17 protein-coding genes are annotated in these 16,165 nt (G+C 52.3%); 8 read left to right on the plus strand and 9 right to left on the minus strand.

What is annotated here, in order from left to right; genetic code table 11:
* Positions 1–10: 10 nt before the first annotated feature.
* The 6 genes from mnmE to ABD035_RS07170 all read right to left on the minus strand — a co-directional run bounded on the left by mnmE (position 11) and on the right by ABD035_RS07170 (position 4,416).
* Positions 11–1,375: a tRNA uridine-5-carboxymethylaminomethyl(34) synthesis GTPase MnmE gene (mnmE, locus tag ABD035_RS07145; protein ID WP_343868888.1), complete on the minus strand. Its 1,365-nt coding sequence runs from the start codon at positions 1,373–1,375 to the stop codon at positions 11–13.
* Between the two features lie 100 nt (positions 1,376–1,475).
* Entirely contained in the window at positions 1,476–3,119 is a 1,644-nt protein-coding gene (yidC, locus tag ABD035_RS07150; protein ID WP_212713577.1) for a membrane protein insertase YidC, read from the minus strand.
* A gap of 18 nt (positions 3,120–3,137) precedes the next feature.
* Positions 3,138–3,380 carry a membrane protein insertion efficiency factor YidD gene (gene yidD / locus ABD035_RS07155; RefSeq protein WP_212713576.1) on the minus strand — a complete coding sequence of 81 codons (243 nt, stop codon included), beginning with the start codon at positions 3,378–3,380 and terminating at the stop codon, positions 3,138–3,140.
* Entirely contained in the window at positions 3,344–3,703 is a 360-nt protein-coding gene (gene rnpA / locus ABD035_RS07160) for a ribonuclease P protein component (RefSeq protein ID WP_212707319.1), read from the minus strand. Before rnpA ends, yidD begins: the two co-directional genes overlap by 37 nt.
* 14 nt (positions 3,704–3,717) lie before the next feature.
* Positions 3,718–3,858 carry a 50S ribosomal protein L34 gene (rpmH, locus tag ABD035_RS07165; protein WP_000831330.1) on the minus strand — a complete coding sequence of 47 codons (141 nt, stop codon included), beginning with the start codon at positions 3,856–3,858 and terminating at the stop codon, positions 3,718–3,720.
* A gap of 378 nt (positions 3,859–4,236) precedes the next feature.
* Positions 4,237–4,416 (minus strand): hypothetical protein, encoded by a 180-nt coding sequence (locus ABD035_RS07170; protein ID WP_212713575.1) that lies wholly within the window; start codon positions 4,414–4,416, stop codon positions 4,237–4,239.
* A 50-nt stretch (positions 4,417–4,466) separates the two neighbouring features.
* Between ABD035_RS07170 and dnaA the strand changes: the two genes are divergently transcribed.
* The 4 genes from dnaA (at position 4,467) to gyrB (ending at position 10,586) form a co-directional block, all read left to right on the plus strand.
* Positions 4,467–5,882 (plus strand): chromosomal replication initiator protein DnaA, encoded by a 1,416-nt coding sequence (gene dnaA, locus ABD035_RS07175; protein ID WP_343868903.1) that lies wholly within the window; start codon positions 4,467–4,469, stop codon positions 5,880–5,882.
* A gap of 4 nt (positions 5,883–5,886) precedes the next feature.
* Positions 5,887–6,987, plus strand: coding sequence for a DNA polymerase III subunit beta (gene dnaN / locus ABD035_RS07180; RefSeq protein WP_212713573.1), 1,101 nt, complete (start codon positions 5,887–5,889; stop codon positions 6,985–6,987).
* 87 nt (positions 6,988–7,074) lie between these two features.
* A complete protein-coding gene (gene recF, locus ABD035_RS07185; protein ID WP_212713572.1) occupies positions 7,075–8,160 on the plus strand; it encodes a DNA replication/repair protein RecF in 1,086 nt (361 codons plus the stop codon).
* Between the two features lie 17 nt (positions 8,161–8,177).
* Positions 8,178–10,586, plus strand: a complete 2,409-nt coding sequence (gyrB, locus tag ABD035_RS07190) for a DNA topoisomerase (ATP-hydrolyzing) subunit B (protein ID WP_343868906.1) — start codon at positions 8,178–8,180, stop codon at positions 10,584–10,586.
* A 125-nt stretch (positions 10,587–10,711) separates the two neighbouring features.
* Here gyrB and ABD035_RS07195 read toward each other — a convergent pair whose 3' ends face one another.
* Positions 10,712–10,966: a hypothetical protein gene (locus tag ABD035_RS07195; protein ID WP_343868908.1), complete on the minus strand. Its 255-nt coding sequence runs from the start codon at positions 10,964–10,966 to the stop codon at positions 10,712–10,714.
* Between the two features lie 162 nt (positions 10,967–11,128).
* On the opposite strand from ABD035_RS07195, the gene yidA reads away from it, so the two are divergent.
* The 4 genes from yidA to ABD035_RS07215 all read left to right on the plus strand — a co-directional run bounded on the left by yidA (position 11,129) and on the right by ABD035_RS07215 (position 14,226).
* Complete coding sequence (yidA, locus tag ABD035_RS07200; protein WP_343868910.1) at positions 11,129–11,944, plus strand: sugar-phosphatase; 816 nt, start codon at positions 11,129–11,131, stop codon at positions 11,942–11,944.
* Between the two features lie 297 nt (positions 11,945–12,241).
* A complete protein-coding gene (locus tag ABD035_RS07205) occupies positions 12,242–12,457 on the plus strand; it encodes a YdgH/BhsA/McbA-like domain containing protein (RefSeq protein ID WP_212713569.1) in 216 nt (71 codons plus the stop codon).
* Between the two features lie 123 nt (positions 12,458–12,580).
* On the plus strand, positions 12,581–12,796 hold the full coding sequence (locus ABD035_RS07210) for a YdgH/BhsA/McbA-like domain containing protein (RefSeq protein WP_371813081.1): 216 nt from the start codon (positions 12,581–12,583) through the stop codon (positions 12,794–12,796).
* Between the two features lie 149 nt (positions 12,797–12,945).
* Positions 12,946–14,226 carry a YidR family protein gene (locus ABD035_RS07215; protein WP_343868913.1) on the plus strand — a complete coding sequence of 427 codons (1,281 nt, stop codon included), beginning with the start codon at positions 12,946–12,948 and terminating at the stop codon, positions 14,224–14,226.
* Here the strand turns inward: ABD035_RS07215 and ABD035_RS07220 are convergent.
* Both ABD035_RS07220 and ABD035_RS07225 read right to left on the minus strand, forming a co-directional pair.
* A complete protein-coding gene (locus ABD035_RS07220; RefSeq protein WP_371813084.1) occupies positions 14,180–14,530 on the minus strand; it encodes a YceK/YidQ family lipoprotein in 351 nt (116 codons plus the stop codon). The genes ABD035_RS07215 and ABD035_RS07220 overlap by 47 nt on opposite strands.
* A gap of 726 nt (positions 14,531–15,256) precedes the next feature.
* Positions 15,257–16,159 (minus strand): EamA family transporter, encoded by a 903-nt coding sequence (locus tag ABD035_RS07225; RefSeq protein ID WP_343868915.1) that lies wholly within the window; start codon positions 16,157–16,159, stop codon positions 15,257–15,259.
* Positions 16,160–16,165 lie beyond the last annotated feature (6 nt).

Below are 16,165 nucleotides of genomic sequence, written 5' to 3' on the forward strand. Positions count from 1 at the left end.
GGTGTCGGGTTTATTTACCGATACAGAAGCTGGAGAAAATCCGGCCTAGCAGATCATCCGCAGTAAACTCTCCGGTAATTTCACTCAGCGCCAGTTGCGCCAGGCGTAATTCTTCGGCCAGCAGCTCTCCGGCCCGGGCATCCAGCAACTGCCCTCTGCCCTGCAGAAGGTGGGTCCCGGCCAGCTCCAGCGCCTCCAGGTGACGTCGTCTGGCAATAAAGCCGCCTTCCATATTGCCGGAAAAGCCCATGCTCTGTTTCAGATGCTCGCGCAGCGTATCGATCCCTCCTCCGGTCCTTGCCGACAAGCGGATTAACATATGGCCGGCCTCCGGTTCTGCCCCGGGAGACTCACCGGTGATATCGGCTTTGTTACGGATCACGGTCACCGGCAATGCTTCCGGCAGACGAGAGATAAAGTCCGGCCAGATATGCCGGGGATCGGTATCGGTGGTGGTGGTACCGTCAACCATAAACAGGACATGGTCGGCCTGTTCAATCTCCTGCCATGCGCGCTCGATACCGATACGTTCCACTTCGTCGCTGGCTTCCCGCAACCCGGCCGTATCGATGATATGCAGCGGCATACCATCAATGTGAATATGTTCACGTAACACATCGCGGGTGGTGCCGGCAATATCGGTCACAATCGCCGCTTCACGGCCCGCCAGCGCATTGAGCAGGCTGGATTTACCGGCATTCGGACGTCCGGCGATCACGACCTTCATTCCTTCGCGCAGCAGGCTTCCCTGGCGGGCTTCACTCCGTACTGCCTCCAGATCATCAATTACCCGGGCTAACTGCGCCTCAATTTTACCGTCAGAGAGAAAATCGATTTCTTCATCCGGGAAGTCGATAGCGGCTTCCACGTAAATACGCAGATGGGTCAGCGCTTCTACCAGCAGGTTCACCCGGGTAGAAAAGACGCCCTGTAACGAGTTCACCGCGGAGCGGGCCGCCTGTTCCGAACTGGCATCGATTAAATCGGCAATCGCTTCCGCCTGGGCAAGGTCCAGCTTATCGTTCAGGAACGCACGCTCGGAGAACTCACCGGGTCTTGCAATACGCACCCCCGGCAGTCCGGCAATGCGCTTCAGTAACAGATCCAGGATGACCGGGCCGCCGTGTCCCTGCAGTTCCAGAACATCTTCACCGGTGAAGGAATGGGGGCCGGGAAACCACAACGCAATGCCCTGATCCAGAACAGCACCCTCTGTGTCCAGGAAGGGGCGGTAATCTGCATAGCGGGGTTTCGGAAGTTTCCCCAGAATCTGTTGTGCGATGCCGGCGGCATGCGGGCCGGAAACTCGTAATATACCGACGCCTCCGCGGCCCGGGGGCGTTGCCTGGGCGACGATAGTATCGCTGTGGCTCATAGCTGTTCTCTCTTTACCAATAAAAAAAGGCGGTCAGATGACCGCCTTATCATATCCTGAGTTATCGGGATTTTCACGCAGCCAGGCTACGTGATAGCCATCAGGCTTTTTTCTTACGACTGTGCAGACCGCGTTTTTCCAGACCACGATAAATCAGCTGCTGCTGGAGTATCGTCACCAGGTTACTCACGATGTAGTACAGCACCAGGCCTGACGGGAACCACAGGAAGAAGACCGTAAAGATGACCGGCATAAAGGTCATGATCTTCTGCTGCATCGGGTCAGTGACCGTCGTCGGCGACATCTTCTGGATGAAGAACATGGTCAGACCCATTAATACCGGCAGGATATAGTACGGATCCTGCGCGGACAGGTCGTGGATCCACAGAATGAACGGCGCGTGACGCAGTTCAATGGAACCCATCAGCATATAATACAGCGCCAGGAAGATAGGCATCTGGATAACCAGTGGCAGACACCCTCCCAGAGGGTTCACTTTCTCTTCTTTGTACAGCGCCATCATTTCCTGACTGATACGCTGCTTATCATCACCCAGGCGCTCACGCATGGCCTGAATTTTGGGTTGCAGCATGCGCATTTTCGCCATTGAGGTGTATTGCGCACGAGTCAGCGGGTACATGATACCACGGACAATAAAGGTGATAACGATAATGGAGAAGCCCCAGTTACCGATAAAGCTGTGGATAAATTTCAGCAGTTTGAACAGCGGCTGAGAAATAAACCATAACCACCCGTAATCCACGGTTAAGTCCAGGTGAGGAGAGATGGCTGCCATCTCATCCTGCAGTTCCGGTCCGACCCACAGGGTCGCATTCAGGTCCTGCTGTGCACCTGCAGCGATAGTGACTGGCGCAGATTTGTATCCTACCGCAGCCAGGCCGTTAGCCGGAGCGCTGGTATACAGGGTATTACTGCCGGTAGTCCGCGGAACCCAGGCCGTCGCAAAGTACTGTTGTAACATGGCTACCCAGCCATTATCAGTATTGACGTTCAGGTTCTCGTTATCAGCAATGGTATCGAACTTATATTTCTCATACTTTTCATTGCTGGTGGAGTACGCCGCGCCACGGAAGGTATGCAACGCGAAGTTGTTGCTTCCGGTCTGGCGATCTTTTGGCAGCGCGATAGTCTGTTTCAGCTGACCAAACATGGAAACTTCCAGTGGCTGTGCTGACGTATTATCGATGTGATAATCCACATCGACCGAGTAACCACCACGCTTGAAGACGAAGGTTTTGGTGTAAACCACGCCATTTTCACCGGTCCAGGTCAGAGGAACGCGCAGTTCGGTCTGGCCATCGGCTAACTGGTAGCTTTGCTGAGTCGCGGTGTATAAAGGACGGGCACCATTGGCAGGATTATCCGGACCGTTACGGCCGGTTAAACCACTTTGTGCCTGATACAGGAAGTCAGGAGACGTTTCCAGCAACTGGAAAGGCTTGGAAGAGCCCAGTTTGTCAGAGTAAGCCAGTAATTGTGCCTGCTCTACATCACCGCCACGGGTATTAATCTCAACAGACAAGACGTCTGTCTTAACTGTAATCGTTTTGCCTTCACCACTGGCGGGGACGCCCTGGTTTGCAGCATCACCTGCGGTGCTGTTCGTATTCTGAGTGGTCTGAGTTTGCTGTGGCTGTGGATTGTGGTCCGTCTGCCAGGCTTGCCAGATCATAAAAGACACAAACAGAAAAGCGATGAAAAAAAGATTGCGTTGCGAATCCATCGTTAGTTTTCTCTGGTATCAGTGTTTTTTTGGCGGCACAGGATCGTCACCACCCGCGTGTAAAGGATGGCATTTTAATACGCGTTTCACCGTCAACCAACTGCCTTTTACCACCCCGAAACGACGTAAGGCTTGTATCCCGTAATGGGAACAGGTTGGATTGAAACGGCAATGAGGCCCCAGAAGAGGACTTATTGCCCGTTGGTAAACGCGGATAAGGACAATCAGGAGCCGCGCGCCAGGCGACAATGACGACGCCATAGTTTCTCCAACACTTCCGTCAGTGTGTGGTTATCCAGGTCAGCTATCCCTTTTTTGGCAACGATGACAAAATCCATAGCCGGAAGCTCGTGCTGGCGCAAACGAAAACTTTCCCGGGTTAAACGTTTAATCCGGTTACGTTCGTGTGCCCGTTTCACGTGTTTCTTAGCGACGGTGAGACCGATGCGGGGATGCCCCAGCGAATTCTGGCGGCCGAGAATGGTCAATTGCGGCGTGCCAGCTCGTTGTGGCTGCTGGAAGACGAAAGTGAAATGATTGGGAGTTAACAAACGTAACTCCCTGGGAAATGCGAGCTTACCCACCAGGGTTAGCTTTATTACTTAGAAACGGTCAGACGAGCACGGCCTTTAGCACGACGACGTGCCAGAACCTGACGACCATTTTTAGTAGCCATACGAGCACGGAAGCCGTGAGAACGGTTGCGCTTCAGTACAGACGGTTGAAAAGTGCGTTTCATGGCGATTTCTACCTAAACTTGAGAATGTTCACTTGGTGACGCGTAGCAGAGTCAGTAAACCGACCGACGCCTCAGTGTATTTTATTTAAAGAGGCGGGATTGTAATAACTGTACAGTCCTGAGTCAATTTACTTCCGCTAATAATGACACCTTTATGCCCCGATAAAAGTCTGTCTGCAATTCTTTCGGTGACGCCAGGCGCTACTTCGGGATGCAAACAGGGTGAGAATTATACGGGCTTCCTTATAAAGAGCAAGGATCGTTCAGGATCATCGGTCGATCTGTCGCCATAAAATGACCGTCCTCCGGCCGGTAAGGTGGAAAAATCTGCAATCCGGCCGGTTTTTTCTTTTATCCCGGAGCGTGACTTGCCCGGTGTCATTCTGAAATCCTGTGGATAAAATGGGAGAAATCGGTGTAGAAAAGGAAGATCTCTTGCCCGCTTTGCGTTATGATCCGTCGTTCCGCTGGCGATCCTTCCGGACGCACCGCGGGGATGAATTGCAGATCGTTGCAGCAGGCGATTTCTCCGTCTGCATCAATAACCAGTTTTTTCAAAAGATTAGCACCATTTCTTGTCTTACTTTTTTGTACCAGTGGAGTCCGCCGTGTCACTAACGCTTTGGCAACAGTGCCTTACCCGTTTGCAGGATGAATTACCTGCCACTGAATTCAGTATGTGGATCCGTCCTTTACAGGCTGAATTGAACGACAACACTCTGGCTCTGTACGCACCAAACCGCTTTGTACTCGACTGGGTGCGGGATAAATACATTAATAGTATTAATGGCCTGCTGAATGAGTTTTGTGGATCGGATATTCCGGTATTACGTTTTGAAGTGGGTGCACGGCCTGCAGCGGCAGCACCGGCGGTGCCTGCTGCGAGTACGGTTGCCGTTCAGAATATTTCGCAGCCGATCCCTCCGGTACGTCAGCCTTCGGCACAGAGTCATGATGGTCGCCCCAGCTGGGATAACGTCCCTGCCCCTGTGGAAGTGGCTTATCGCTCAAATGTGAATAGCCGGCATAACTTTGATAACTTTGTCGAAGGTAAGTCAAACCAGCTGGCCCGCGCGGCCGCGCGGCAGGTCGCTGAGAACCCGGGCGGCGCCTATAATCCGCTATTTCTGTATGGTGGTACGGGCCTGGGGAAAACCCACCTGTTACATGCTGTCGGTAACGGTATTATCGCCAGAAAACCGAATGCAAAAATTGTCTATATGCACTCGGAACGCTTTGTGCAGGATATGGTAAAGGCATTGCAGAACAATGCCATTGAAGAATTTAAGCGCTATTACCGGTCGGTGGATGCGCTGCTTATCGATGATATTCAGTTTTTTGCGAATAAAGAGCGTTCGCAGGAAGAGTTTTTTCATACCTTCAACGCGTTGCTGGAAGGTAACCAGCAAATTATCCTGACCTCCGATCGGTATCCGAAAGAGATCAATGGGGTCGAAGATCGCCTGAAGTCGCGTTTTGGCTGGGGCCTGACGGTGGCTATCGAACCGCCCGAGCTTGAGACTCGCGTCGCCATTCTTATGAAAAAAGCTGACGAAAATAAAATCCGTCTGCCCGGCGAAGTCGCGTTTTTTATTGCCAAACGCCTGCGCTCCAATGTCCGTGAGCTGGAAGGGGCACTGAACCGTGTCATCGCGAATGCGAACTTTACCGGCAGGGCGATCACCATCGACTTTGTTCGTGAAGCACTGCGTGATCTTCTGGCGTTGCAGGAAAAGCTGGTCACTATCGATAATATTCAGAAAACCGTCGCAGAATACTATAAAATTAAAGTGGCGGACTTATTATCGAAACGCCGCTCGCGCTCGGTGGCCAGACCGCGTCAGATGGCAATGGCGATGGCGAAAGAACTGACGAACCATAGTCTGCCGGAAATCGGTGATGCTTTTGGCGGGCGGGACCATACCACCGTACTCCACGCCTGCCGGAAAATAGAGCAGTTACGTGAAGAAAGTCACGATATCAAAGAAGATTTCTCCAATTTAATCAGAACATTATCTTCCTGACGCTATGAAATTTATTGTTGAAAGAGAGCAATTGCTCAAACCCTTACAGCAAGTGAGCGGCCCCCTGGGGGGACGTCCGACACTTCCAATCCTCGGCAACCTGTTACTGCAGGTGAGCGAGGGTGCATTATCGCTGACCGGAACGGATCTCGAAATGGAGATGGTTGCCCGGGTATCGCTCAGTCAGCCCCATGAATCAGGGGCGACGACCGTGCCTGCGCGTAAATTCCTGGATATCTGCCGGGGATTACCGGAAGGCGCAGAGATCCACGTCATCCTGGAAGGTGACCGGATTCTGGTACGTTCAGGACGCAGTCGTTTCTCGTTATCCACGCTGCCGGCCAGTGATTTTCCGAATCTCGATGACTGGCAGAGTGAGGTCGAATTCACACTGCCTCAGGCAACGCTGAAACGCCTGATTGAGGCCACGCAGTTTTCCATGGCCCATCAGGATGTTCGCTACTACCTGAACGGAATGCTGTTTGAAACCGAAGGGGAAGAGCTGCGGACTGTCTCCACCGACGGACACCGCCTGGCGGTATGTTCGATGCCGGTTGGCCAGTCGTTACCTGACCATTCAGTCATTGTTCCGCGCAAAGGTGTGGTTGAACTGGTCCGGCTACTGGATGGCGGAGATACGCCTCTGCAGGTGCAGATCGGCAGCAGTAATATTCGTGCACATGTGGGGGATTTTATCTTTACCTCCAAACTGGTGGACGGACGTTTTCCTGACTATCGCCGGGTTCTGCCTAAAAATCCGGATAAGACGCTGGAAGCCGGTTGTGATCTCTTACGCCAGGCCTTTGCGCGTGCGGCGATCCTTTCCAATGAAAAGTTCCGGGGAGTGCGTCTTTTCATTACCGAGAATCAGTTGCGTATTACCGCGAATAACCCGGAGCAGGAAGAAGCTGAAGAGATCCTGGACGTGAACTATCAGGGCAGTGATCTCGAGATTGGGTTTAACGTCAGTTATGTACTGGATGTGCTGAATGCCCTGAAATGTGAAAATGTCCGCTTACTGCTGACAGACTCTGTTTCAAGCGTGCAGATTGAAGACGTCGCCAGTCCGCATGCTGCGTATGTCGTGATGCCGATGCGCTTATAGTCCTCTACCCGGCTCCCCATTCCCTGCAGGACTTCTGCAGGGGATCGGCTTTTATGTAATGCGTTTTTCTCGCCCCCGGACTGATGTATGGCCCTGACCCGTCTTATCATTAAAGACTTTCGTAATATTCCGCAGGCCGATCTCTCGCTGTCTGAAGGGGTAAATTTCCTTATCGGTCCTAACGGCAGCGGTAAAACCAGTGTGCTGGAGGCGATTTATACGCTGGGGCACGGGCGCGCATTCCGCAGTCTGCAAACCGGGCGGGTGATAAGACATGATCAGCCCGCGTTTGTTCTGCATGGCAGGATCACTGATGCCAGCCAGCAACACAGTATCGGGCTCAGTAAAGATCGTGCCGGGGAGAGCAAGGTGCGTATCGACGGCAGTGACGGACATAAAATTGCCGGTCTTGCTCAACTTTTGCCGATGCAATTGATCACCCCGGAAGGGTTCACCCTGCTGACCGGCGGGCCGAAATTCCGCAGAGCCTATATTGACTGGGGGTGCTTTCATAACTTCCCTGGTTTTTTTGCGGCCTGGAATGACCTTCGCCGCCTGATGAAGCAGCGGAATGCTGCGTTGCGTCAGGCCGGAAGTTATCGACAGATACGGCCCTGGGATCAGGAACTGGCACCGCTGGCGCATAAAATCAGTGAGTGGCGGCAGTCTTACAGCGAGGATATTACGCTGGAAATTAAGGCCACCTGCCAGCAATTCCTGCCGGAATATGATCTGACATTTTCCTGTCAGCGTGGATGGGATAAAGAGAGTGATTACGCGGAGTTACTGGAGCGTAATTTTGAACGGGACCGTGCTCTGACCTATACCGCCAGTGGACCGCATAAAGCCGATTTTCGTATCCGGGCTGACGGAACTCCGGTAGAGGATTTGTTATCGCGCGGACAACTTAAATTATTAATGTGTGCCCTGCGCCTGGCGCAGGGGGAATACCTGACACGTCAAAGTGGCAGACGTTGTATTTACCTGATCGATGATTTTGCCTCTGAACTGGATGACACGCGCCGGCAGATCCTTGCCGACCGCCTGAAAGCCACAAAAGCGCAGGTTTTTGTGAGCGCCATCAGTGTTGATCATGTTATCGACATGAATGACGAAAAGGGCAAGATGTTCAGCGTAGAAAAAGGTAAAATAGCAGTTCAACCCGAAGATTAAATGAGCGAGAAACGTTGATGTCGAATTCTTATGACTCCTCCAGTATCAAAGTTCTGAAAGGACTTGATGCGGTACGCAAACGCCCCGGTATGTACATCGGTGACACGGATGACGGTACCGGTCTGCATCACATGGTATTCGAGGTTGTGGACAACGCCATCGACGAAGCACTCGCAGGCCACTGTAAAGAAATCACCGTCACCATCCACTCCGATAACTCCGTCTCGGTTCAGGATGATGGTCGTGGTATCCCGACCGGGATCCACCCTGAAGAGGGTGTCTCGGCGGCAGAAGTGATTATGACAGTACTGCACGCCGGCGGTAAGTTTGATGATAACTCTTATAAAGTCTCCGGTGGTTTGCATGGTGTCGGTGTTTCTGTCGTCAATGCCTTGTCTGAAAAGCTGGAACTGACTATCCGCCGTGACGGTAAAGTCCATCAGCAAATTTATCAGCACGGTGTACCGACCGCTCCGCTGACTGTGATCGGCGAAACAGAGGTGACCGGGACGGCGGTACGTTTCTGGGCCAGTCATCAGACATTCACGAATGTCACCGATTTCGAATACGACATTCTGGCCAAACGCCTGCGCGAACTCTCTTTCCTGAATTCCGGCGTGTCTATCCGCCTGATCGACAAGCGCACCGATAAGAGTGATCACTACCACTATGAAGGTGGTATCCGCGCGTTTGTTGAATATCTGAATAAAAATAAAACGCCTATCCATCCGAATGTCTTCTATTTCAGTACTGAAAAAGACGGTGTCGGTGTGGAAGTTGCGCTGCAGTGGAACGACAGCTTCCAGGAAAATATCTACTGCTTTACCAACAACATTCCGCAGAGAGATGGCGGGACACACCTTGCCGGTTTCCGTGCCTCGATGACCCGTACACTGAACGCGTACATGGATAAAGAAGGCTACAGTAAAAAGGCGAAGGTCAGTGCCACCGGTGATGATGCCCGTGAAGGCCTGATCGCGGTTGTGTCGGTGAAAGTGCCGGATCCGAAATTCTCTTCCCAGACCAAAGACAAGCTGGTGTCTTCGGAAGTGAAATCGGCCGTGGAATCGCAGATGAATGAACTGTTATCTGAATATCTGCTGGAAAATCCGTCCGATGCCAAGATCGTCGTGGGTAAAATTATCGATGCTGCCCGTGCGCGTGAAGCGGCGCGCCGTGCCCGTGAAATGACCCGTCGTAAAGGGGCACTGGACCTGGCCGGATTACCGGGCAAACTGGCAGATTGCCAGGAACGTGACCCTGCGCTGTCAGAAGTTTATCTGGTGGAAGGGGACTCCGCGGGCGGCTCTGCAAAGCAGGGACGTAACCGCAAGAATCAGGCTATTTTACCTCTGAAAGGTAAGATCCTGAACGTTGAGAAAGCCCGTTTTGACAAGATGCTGTCTTCTCAGGAAGTGGCAACACTGATCACGGCGCTGGGTTGTGGTATCGGCCGCGATGAGTACAACCCGGATAAATTACGTTATCACAGCATCATCATCATGACGGATGCGGACGTCGATGGCTCGCATATCCGTACTTTGCTGCTGACGTTCTTCTACCGTCAGATGCCAGAAATCATTGAACGCGGCCATGTGTTTATCGCACAGCCACCGCTGTACAAAGTGAAAAAAGGTAAGCAGGAACAGTACATCAAAGATGATGATGCGATGGATCAGTACCAGATAGCGATTGCGCTGGACGGCGCGACCCTGCATACCAATGCCAGCGCTCCGGCACTGAGTGGGGCATCGCTGGAAAATCTGGTGTCGATGTACAACAGTACAGAGAAGATGATTAAGCGGATGACCCGTCGTTACCCGGCGGCCATGCTGAGAGGGCTGGTGTATCACCCGACGCTGAATGATTTGTCTGACCAGACGGCCGTACAGGCGTGGATGGATGCTCTGGTTGCCAAACTGGAAGAACGCGAACAGCACGGCAGCAGCTATACCGGTATTGTCCGTGAAGACCGTGAACATCAGCGTTTTGAGCCGGTACTGCGTATTCGTACACATGGTGTGGATACCGATTATCCTCTGGATTCGGAATTCATTTACGGACCGGAATACCAGCGAATCAATACACTGGGTGAGCAACTTCGTGGCCTTATCGAAGAAGATGCCTTTATTGAACGCGGGGAACGTCGTCAGCCGGTAGCCAGCTTCGAGCAGGCCGTAGAATGGCTGGTGAAAGAGTCCAGACGTGGACTGTCAGTCCAGCGTTATAAAGGTCTGGGTGAGATGAACCCGGAACAGCTCTGGGAAACCACGATGGATCCGGAAAGCCGCCGCATGATGCGTGTGACGATTAAAGATGCCATTGCCGCCGATCAGCTATTTACCACGCTGATGGGGGATGCGGTTGAACCGCGTCGCGCCTTTATCGAAGAAAATGCCCTGAAAGCCGCGAATATCGATATCTGATCGTTCGCCGCTGAAATAACAAACCTCTCTGGTCACAGAGAGGTTTTTTTTTGCCTGCTGTCAGTGAGGGGCGGACGGCCTTATTGTTTTCTCCGGGAACCGCCACCGGCGGTAACGGCAGAAATTCATGCCAGCCCGAAACAGAGTGCCACAGAGAACGGATGTTGCCGCAGGCGCTTCCCCGGGGTGAGTGCAGACTTCTGGCGGTCATACGGTTTTGCTTCGCAGAGCGTGGTGCCGGGGGGCTCAGGCTGAGACGGCATTCTGCAAAGGGCGGCGACAAGCTGCTGGCGCTTAAGGAGAGCAGACAGCCGCGGGTAACAGAAAGGAGAGGTACTGGTACGTCCGCAGGTACGGACAATGCGAGGATCGCGCTGCATTAAGGCAGCTGACGGTGACAGTGAGGAAACCGCAACATACTGTCACTGCCGTACCTTCATGCTAACTCTGTGATACGGATTGGTCGTGAGCATAGAAACAGTAGTCAGTATTCGGTGAAAAAGAGTAGCATCGGGGGACTCTTTATTATTTCCGGGGACATTATGGCAATCAGACTGATAGCAATTGATATGGATGGGACTCTGCTGACGCCGGAGCATCAGATTAGTCCCGCCGTAAAATCGGCGATCCACAAGGCACAGGAGCGGGGGATCACTGTCGTACTGGCATCGGGCAGGCCTTATATTGGCATGCAGCAGTATGTTGCAGAGCTGGGCCTGGATAAGCCCGGACAGTTTTGTATCAGTTATAACGGGGCATTGGTTCAGCGTGCCGAAGATGGCAGCTGTGTTGCCGAAGTGGCCCTGGGACATGATGATTATCTGCGGTTTGCACAGCTCGCGGGGGAGCTGGGAGTTCACTTCCAGGCGCTGGATAAAACACATCTTTATACTCCCGACAAAGATATCAGCAAATATACGGTACATGAGGTTTCTCTGACGGGAATACCGTTACGTTACCGTGCCGTGGAAGAGATGGAGCCTGAATTACGTTTTCCGAAACTGATGATGGTCGATGAACCGGAGATCCTCGATGAAGCGATTACCCGGTTACCGGCAGAGATCGTGAAAAACTATACCATCCTGAAGAGCTCGCCGTTCTACCTCGAAATTCTTAACAAACAGGTCAATAAGGGGGAGGGTGTTCGTAAGCTGGCAGAGTTACTCGGTATTTCAGCGGATGAAGTGATGGCTATTGGTGATCATGAAAATGATCTGGCGATGGTGACTTACGCCGGTAGCGGAGTCGCCATGGGGAATGCGATTGATATCGTCAAAAAACATGCCCGTTACCAGACACTGTCTAATGCTGAAGACGGTGTTGCCCTCGCCATTGAAAAATGGGCCCTTTCTGAATAAATCCTGAGATCTGACAGGCACCTCACGGGGTGCCTTTTTTCTGCCAGCGGCCTTCCGCTTTTCCCCTTCTGTTCCTGCAGCTATCCGGTACTTACCGGACAGGTCGTTTTTTTCCGTCACTGTGTCCTTCAGGAATCCTAATGTAATTAATACGTTGCAATTATTTAAAATAAAATCGCGACATAAAGGGGGTTTGCGTGATCAGGATCGCATTTTCTGTTAACCAACTAATAATAACTATAGGTATTATTACATCAACGCATTACATATCAGCTTTTAACTATTCAGGAGTTAACAATGAAAACGCTATCTGCCTTACTGACCGTCGCTGCTTTATCTGCCTTATCTTTTGGGGCTTCAGCCGAAATGATTTCTGCCACTGGCAGCACCCTTGATAGTGCACAGTCTCAGATTGCAGCTCAGGCGAAAGCTGCCGGCGCATCGTCTTACACTATTACCAGTGCCCGTACACACAATGGTGTCTATATGACAGCAGAAATTAACAACAAATAATGCCCCGGGAACGGCTCAGTCCTAAAACAGAGCCAGTATCACCGGTGCCAGGTGCCCGTTGAGCCTGCAGATAATCCTCAGGTCCGGTGAGCACGAACAACAGATAACCAGAGAAGGAATTTGATGATGAAACTATTAACTACTTTAGCCACCGCCGCTGTTTTTTCTGCACTCTCTTTCGGTGCATCAGCTGAGATGATCTCCGCCACCGGCAGCACCCTGGATAGCGCACAGTCTCATATTGCAGCTCAGGCAAAAGCTGCAGGCGCGTCCTCTTACACCATCACCAGTGCCAGAACTCATAACGGCGTTTATATGACAGCGGAATTAGATAAATAAGCACCGTCGCACAGTTCATGCAATCGTCGGAAAACTGCCTTTGGCAGTTTTTCCGCTTTCTGCCGTCAGAAAACGGGTTTTATGGCTGGTGAAGGGGCACAGAATATTGCATATTCCCTCCACTTACTGAATACCGTGGACCCGGGTGAATGCAGGAAAAACAACTTACCTTCGACAACCGTCATCATCAGTTAACGAATGATCAGGTCTGGACGCCTGACAGCCAGTGGCTGGTCTTTGATTTGCGTCCCCCGGAAGCCAGCTTTACCAGCCAGACGGTTGAGCGGGTGAATGTTCACTCGGGTGTCACGGAAATTATTTACCGTGCGACAGAAGGGGCCTGTGTGGGGGTGATCACCTGCAGCCCTCAGTACCCGGAACGCTATGTCTGCATCCACGGCCCGGAAAATCCCGATGAGGCGTGGCATTATGACCTCCATCACCGGCGGGGCGTGATTATTCAGCAAGGCCTGGCGGTCACCCTGGATGCCTGCGATATTACCCCGCCCTTTACTCCGGGGGCATTACGTGGCGGTAGTCATGTCCATATGTATGATGCGGATGGGGATTACCTGAGCTTCACCTATAACGACCATGTGATGCATGAACGTTCCCTGGCGGAAGATTTACGAAATGTCGGCGTTGCAGTTCCTCTCCGCTCTGTGAGTGTTCCGCAGCGGCATCCGCGGGAATATAATGGCAGCCATTTCTGTGTGCTCATCAGTACCACCACGCCCGCACCTGTGCCCGGCAGTGACGAAATCAGCCGTGCCTATGAGGAAGGCTGGGTGGGTCACCGGGGTTACCGTAAAAAAAATGGTGAGTGGCAGCGGCGGGCGCTGGTATTTATTGGCGATACCATTGCGGCGGACGGTAAAAAGATTCCGGAAATCTTCATCGCGGATTTGCCGGAAGCCGCCGCAGACTACGCATTACCCGGTGCTTATCCGCTACAGGGAACCCATGACCGGATGCCCTCACCGCCGGCAGGCATTGTCCAGCGCAGACTAACGTTTTCCCGCGGTGTTGCCCTGCAACCGCGCCACTGGTTACGTACCTCGCCGGATGGCAGCAGGATCAGTTTTCTGATGGCAGATGATGAAGGGATCATTCAGTTATGGACGCTTTCACCCCAGGGGGGGGAGCCGGTACAGATCACGTCGCTTAAGCACAGCATAACGTCGGTGGTTAACTGGCATCCGTCCGGCGATTACCTGGCGTTTATTAGTGACAATAGTGTCATGACCTGTGAGGTAGTGACCGGTCATTGCCGTCGGGTGACAGCCCGTAGCGCACGTTCTCCTGACGGAGAGGCTGTCGTCTGGTCACCTGATGGCCTGAGTATCGCCTTTTCACGCATCATCGATGGCTGGCGGCAATTATTTATTGTGACGGGGGAGTTGTTACCAGAGCCGCCGTTTGCGGGGTAGTTGTTTTTGCCAGGCTGTCACTCTGTTCGACTCTGGCACGTAATGAAAGCCCGTCACCATGATCATGGCGATAATAATCCCAGGGAAGCAGCAGTGTATCCATGACGGCCGAAAAAGGATAATCCAGAGCCGCCATGGTCTTCACCGGCCAGCGGGTATGGCTGTCGCTCAGGATCTCAGTATTGGCTCGGGTTCCCGGATAATAGCCCTGTTCCGGACCGGTATGAGACATAACACTGGAACATCCTGTGGAAGAAAAAGCACACCAGACAATAACGCCGGCAGTCGGGATCCTGTTTTTCATTTTCATCATTATCGTTCCTTCCTTACCCTCTGTTTTATCTTTTTTCAGGTCGTCAGCGATTGGCAACCGGAAATATGACAGTCTGTTACTACAGTCATATGATAATCCCTCATTCTGAGTGTATGTCAATTCGTCTGAATTCGCGCAAAAAATCTATTTTCTGCTTGAAAAAAACACATTTAGCCGTTCCTGTTTTAGCATAACCGGGAAGTGCGGCCAGAGGCTACTGGCTTTTATGACCGGTGCCGAAAGATGGTTAGTCTCAGTAGTGGTTATTTTCTGGTTTTTTATGTGGAGTATTTTATGATAATCGATATATCGTTACGGATGAGGCGGGTTTTTACGTTAATCTGCCGGTATTTGCTTCAGCCTGCTGACGGAAGAATACACGGGGAATAGGCATCCGTGACATATTACAATCGTAGCCCCCGGCTGACCCATCATCGCTCACGAGTATCTGTGATGTTCGTTTTACTGAGCAGGGGAAAAGACACTGCCGGAGTAATAAAGCGCGGACGCCGGAGTCCCCGTTTCAGCGTAAATATTTTCCTGCGGCGCGGGCGGTCTGGCTGGCGAAAGGCTTACCCGGTATTACCCTGCATGGGGTATCCTGGGAAAAACGCCAGGCGGTGGCGTGTTGAGATTACCTGTTCGGCAGGATGGCCGGTCCGGCAGATAAGTCAACAATGCCGCGGGTTCACGGCATTTTTACCGGCGGAGCTCCGGTCAGTGACGGGGACGAAGCTTTTTTAATCTGCCCGCAAAGGTGGTGATCAGTAAGCCTGCGATGATCACCATAATCCCGAGCATCTGGCAGGGACTGATGGTTTCATGCAGGAAAAATGAGGCACTAAGGATCCCGGCCACCGGTACCAGTAACGCCATCGGTGCTACCCGCGATGTTTCATAACGCCCCAGTAAAGCCCCCCAAAGCCCATAGCCGACAATTGTCGAGAGCAGCGACAGGTAAACGACGGAGAATATGCCGGTGACGGAAAAATGCGTCAGGCTGTATAGCACGTTCCCGGCACCCTCAAATATGAGGCTGCACAGTATAAATGGCACGACAGGAATAAATGCACTCCAGACGACCAGCGACATTGCCGGTACCGGATGGTCACGCATGATTATTTTACTGCTGATGTTACCGAGCCCCCAACAGAGCGCGGCAGCCAGCGTTAGCAACAGGCTGGTCAGTGACATCGCATCGCTGACGCCTGGCGTCAGACTCTGTTCTGCCAGGAAGACCATCCCGATAATAGCTACCAGTAACCCGGCAAAATTATACCAGTGCAGTTTCTCCCGCAGGAAAAAGGCACCGAACAGTAAGGTAAAGAATACCTGTGCCTGCAGTATCAGTGAGGCCAGCCCGGCAGGCATCCCCAGTTTGATGGCCAGAAACAGAAAAGCAAATTGACCGAAACTGATGGTCAGGCCATACACCAGCAGCCATTTAAAAGGGACTGCAGGCCGTCTGATAAACAGACACGCGGGAAAAGCGACCAGCAGAAAGCGCAGTGCTGCCAGTAAAAAGGGGGGGATACCTTCAAGGCCCACTTTGATAACAACGAAATTAATACCCCAGATAATCACAACACACAAAGCCAGAAGCAGGTCTTTAAGGCGCATAGTTGA

This window comes from Tatumella terrea (assembly GCF_039523755.1).
GTDB classification, from domain to species: Bacteria; Pseudomonadota; Gammaproteobacteria; order Enterobacterales; family Enterobacteriaceae; genus Tatumella; species Tatumella terrea.

Bases quoted from the DNA above. Each gene is read 5' to 3' on its own strand.
- ABD035_RS07220 (WP_371813084.1), bottom strand. From the start codon at position 14,530: ATGAAAAACAGGATCCCGACTGCCGGCGTTATTGTCTGGTGTGCTTTT.
- yidA (WP_343868910.1), top strand. From the start codon at position 11,129: ATGGCAATCAGACTGATAGCAATTGATATGGATGGGACTCTGCTGACG.
- dnaN (WP_212713573.1), top strand. From the start codon at position 5,887: ATGAAATTTATTGTTGAAAGAGAGCAATTGCTCAAACCCTTACAGCAA.
- mnmE (WP_343868888.1), bottom strand. From the start codon at position 1,375: ATGAGCCACAGCGATACTATCGTCGCCCAGGCAACGCCCCCGGGCCGC.
- ABD035_RS07205 (WP_212713569.1), top strand. From the start codon at position 12,242: ATGAAAACGCTATCTGCCTTACTGACCGTCGCTGCTTTATCTGCCTTA.
- rpmH (WP_000831330.1), bottom strand. From the start codon at position 3,858: ATGAAACGCACTTTTCAACCGTCTGTACTGAAGCGCAACCGTTCTCAC.
- ABD035_RS07195 (WP_343868908.1), bottom strand. From the start codon at position 10,966: ATGCAGCGCGATCCTCGCATTGTCCGTACCTGCGGACGTACCAGTACC.
- ABD035_RS07225 (WP_343868915.1), bottom strand. From the start codon at position 16,159: ATGCGCCTTAAAGACCTGCTTCTGGCTTTGTGTGTTGTGATTATCTGG.
- yidC (WP_212713577.1), bottom strand. From the start codon at position 3,119: ATGGATTCGCAACGCAATCTTTTTTTCATCGCTTTTCTGTTTGTGTCT.
- yidD (WP_212713576.1), bottom strand. From the start codon at position 3,380: ATGGCGTCGTCATTGTCGCCTGGCGCGCGGCTCCTGATTGTCCTTATC.
- recF (WP_212713572.1), top strand. From the start codon at position 7,075: ATGGCCCTGACCCGTCTTATCATTAAAGACTTTCGTAATATTCCGCAG.
- ABD035_RS07215 (WP_343868913.1), top strand. From the start codon at position 12,946: ATGCAGGAAAAACAACTTACCTTCGACAACCGTCATCATCAGTTAACG.
- gyrB (WP_343868906.1), top strand. From the start codon at position 8,178: ATGTCGAATTCTTATGACTCCTCCAGTATCAAAGTTCTGAAAGGACTT.
- ABD035_RS07210 (WP_371813081.1), top strand. From the start codon at position 12,581: ATGATGAAACTATTAACTACTTTAGCCACCGCCGCTGTTTTTTCTGCA.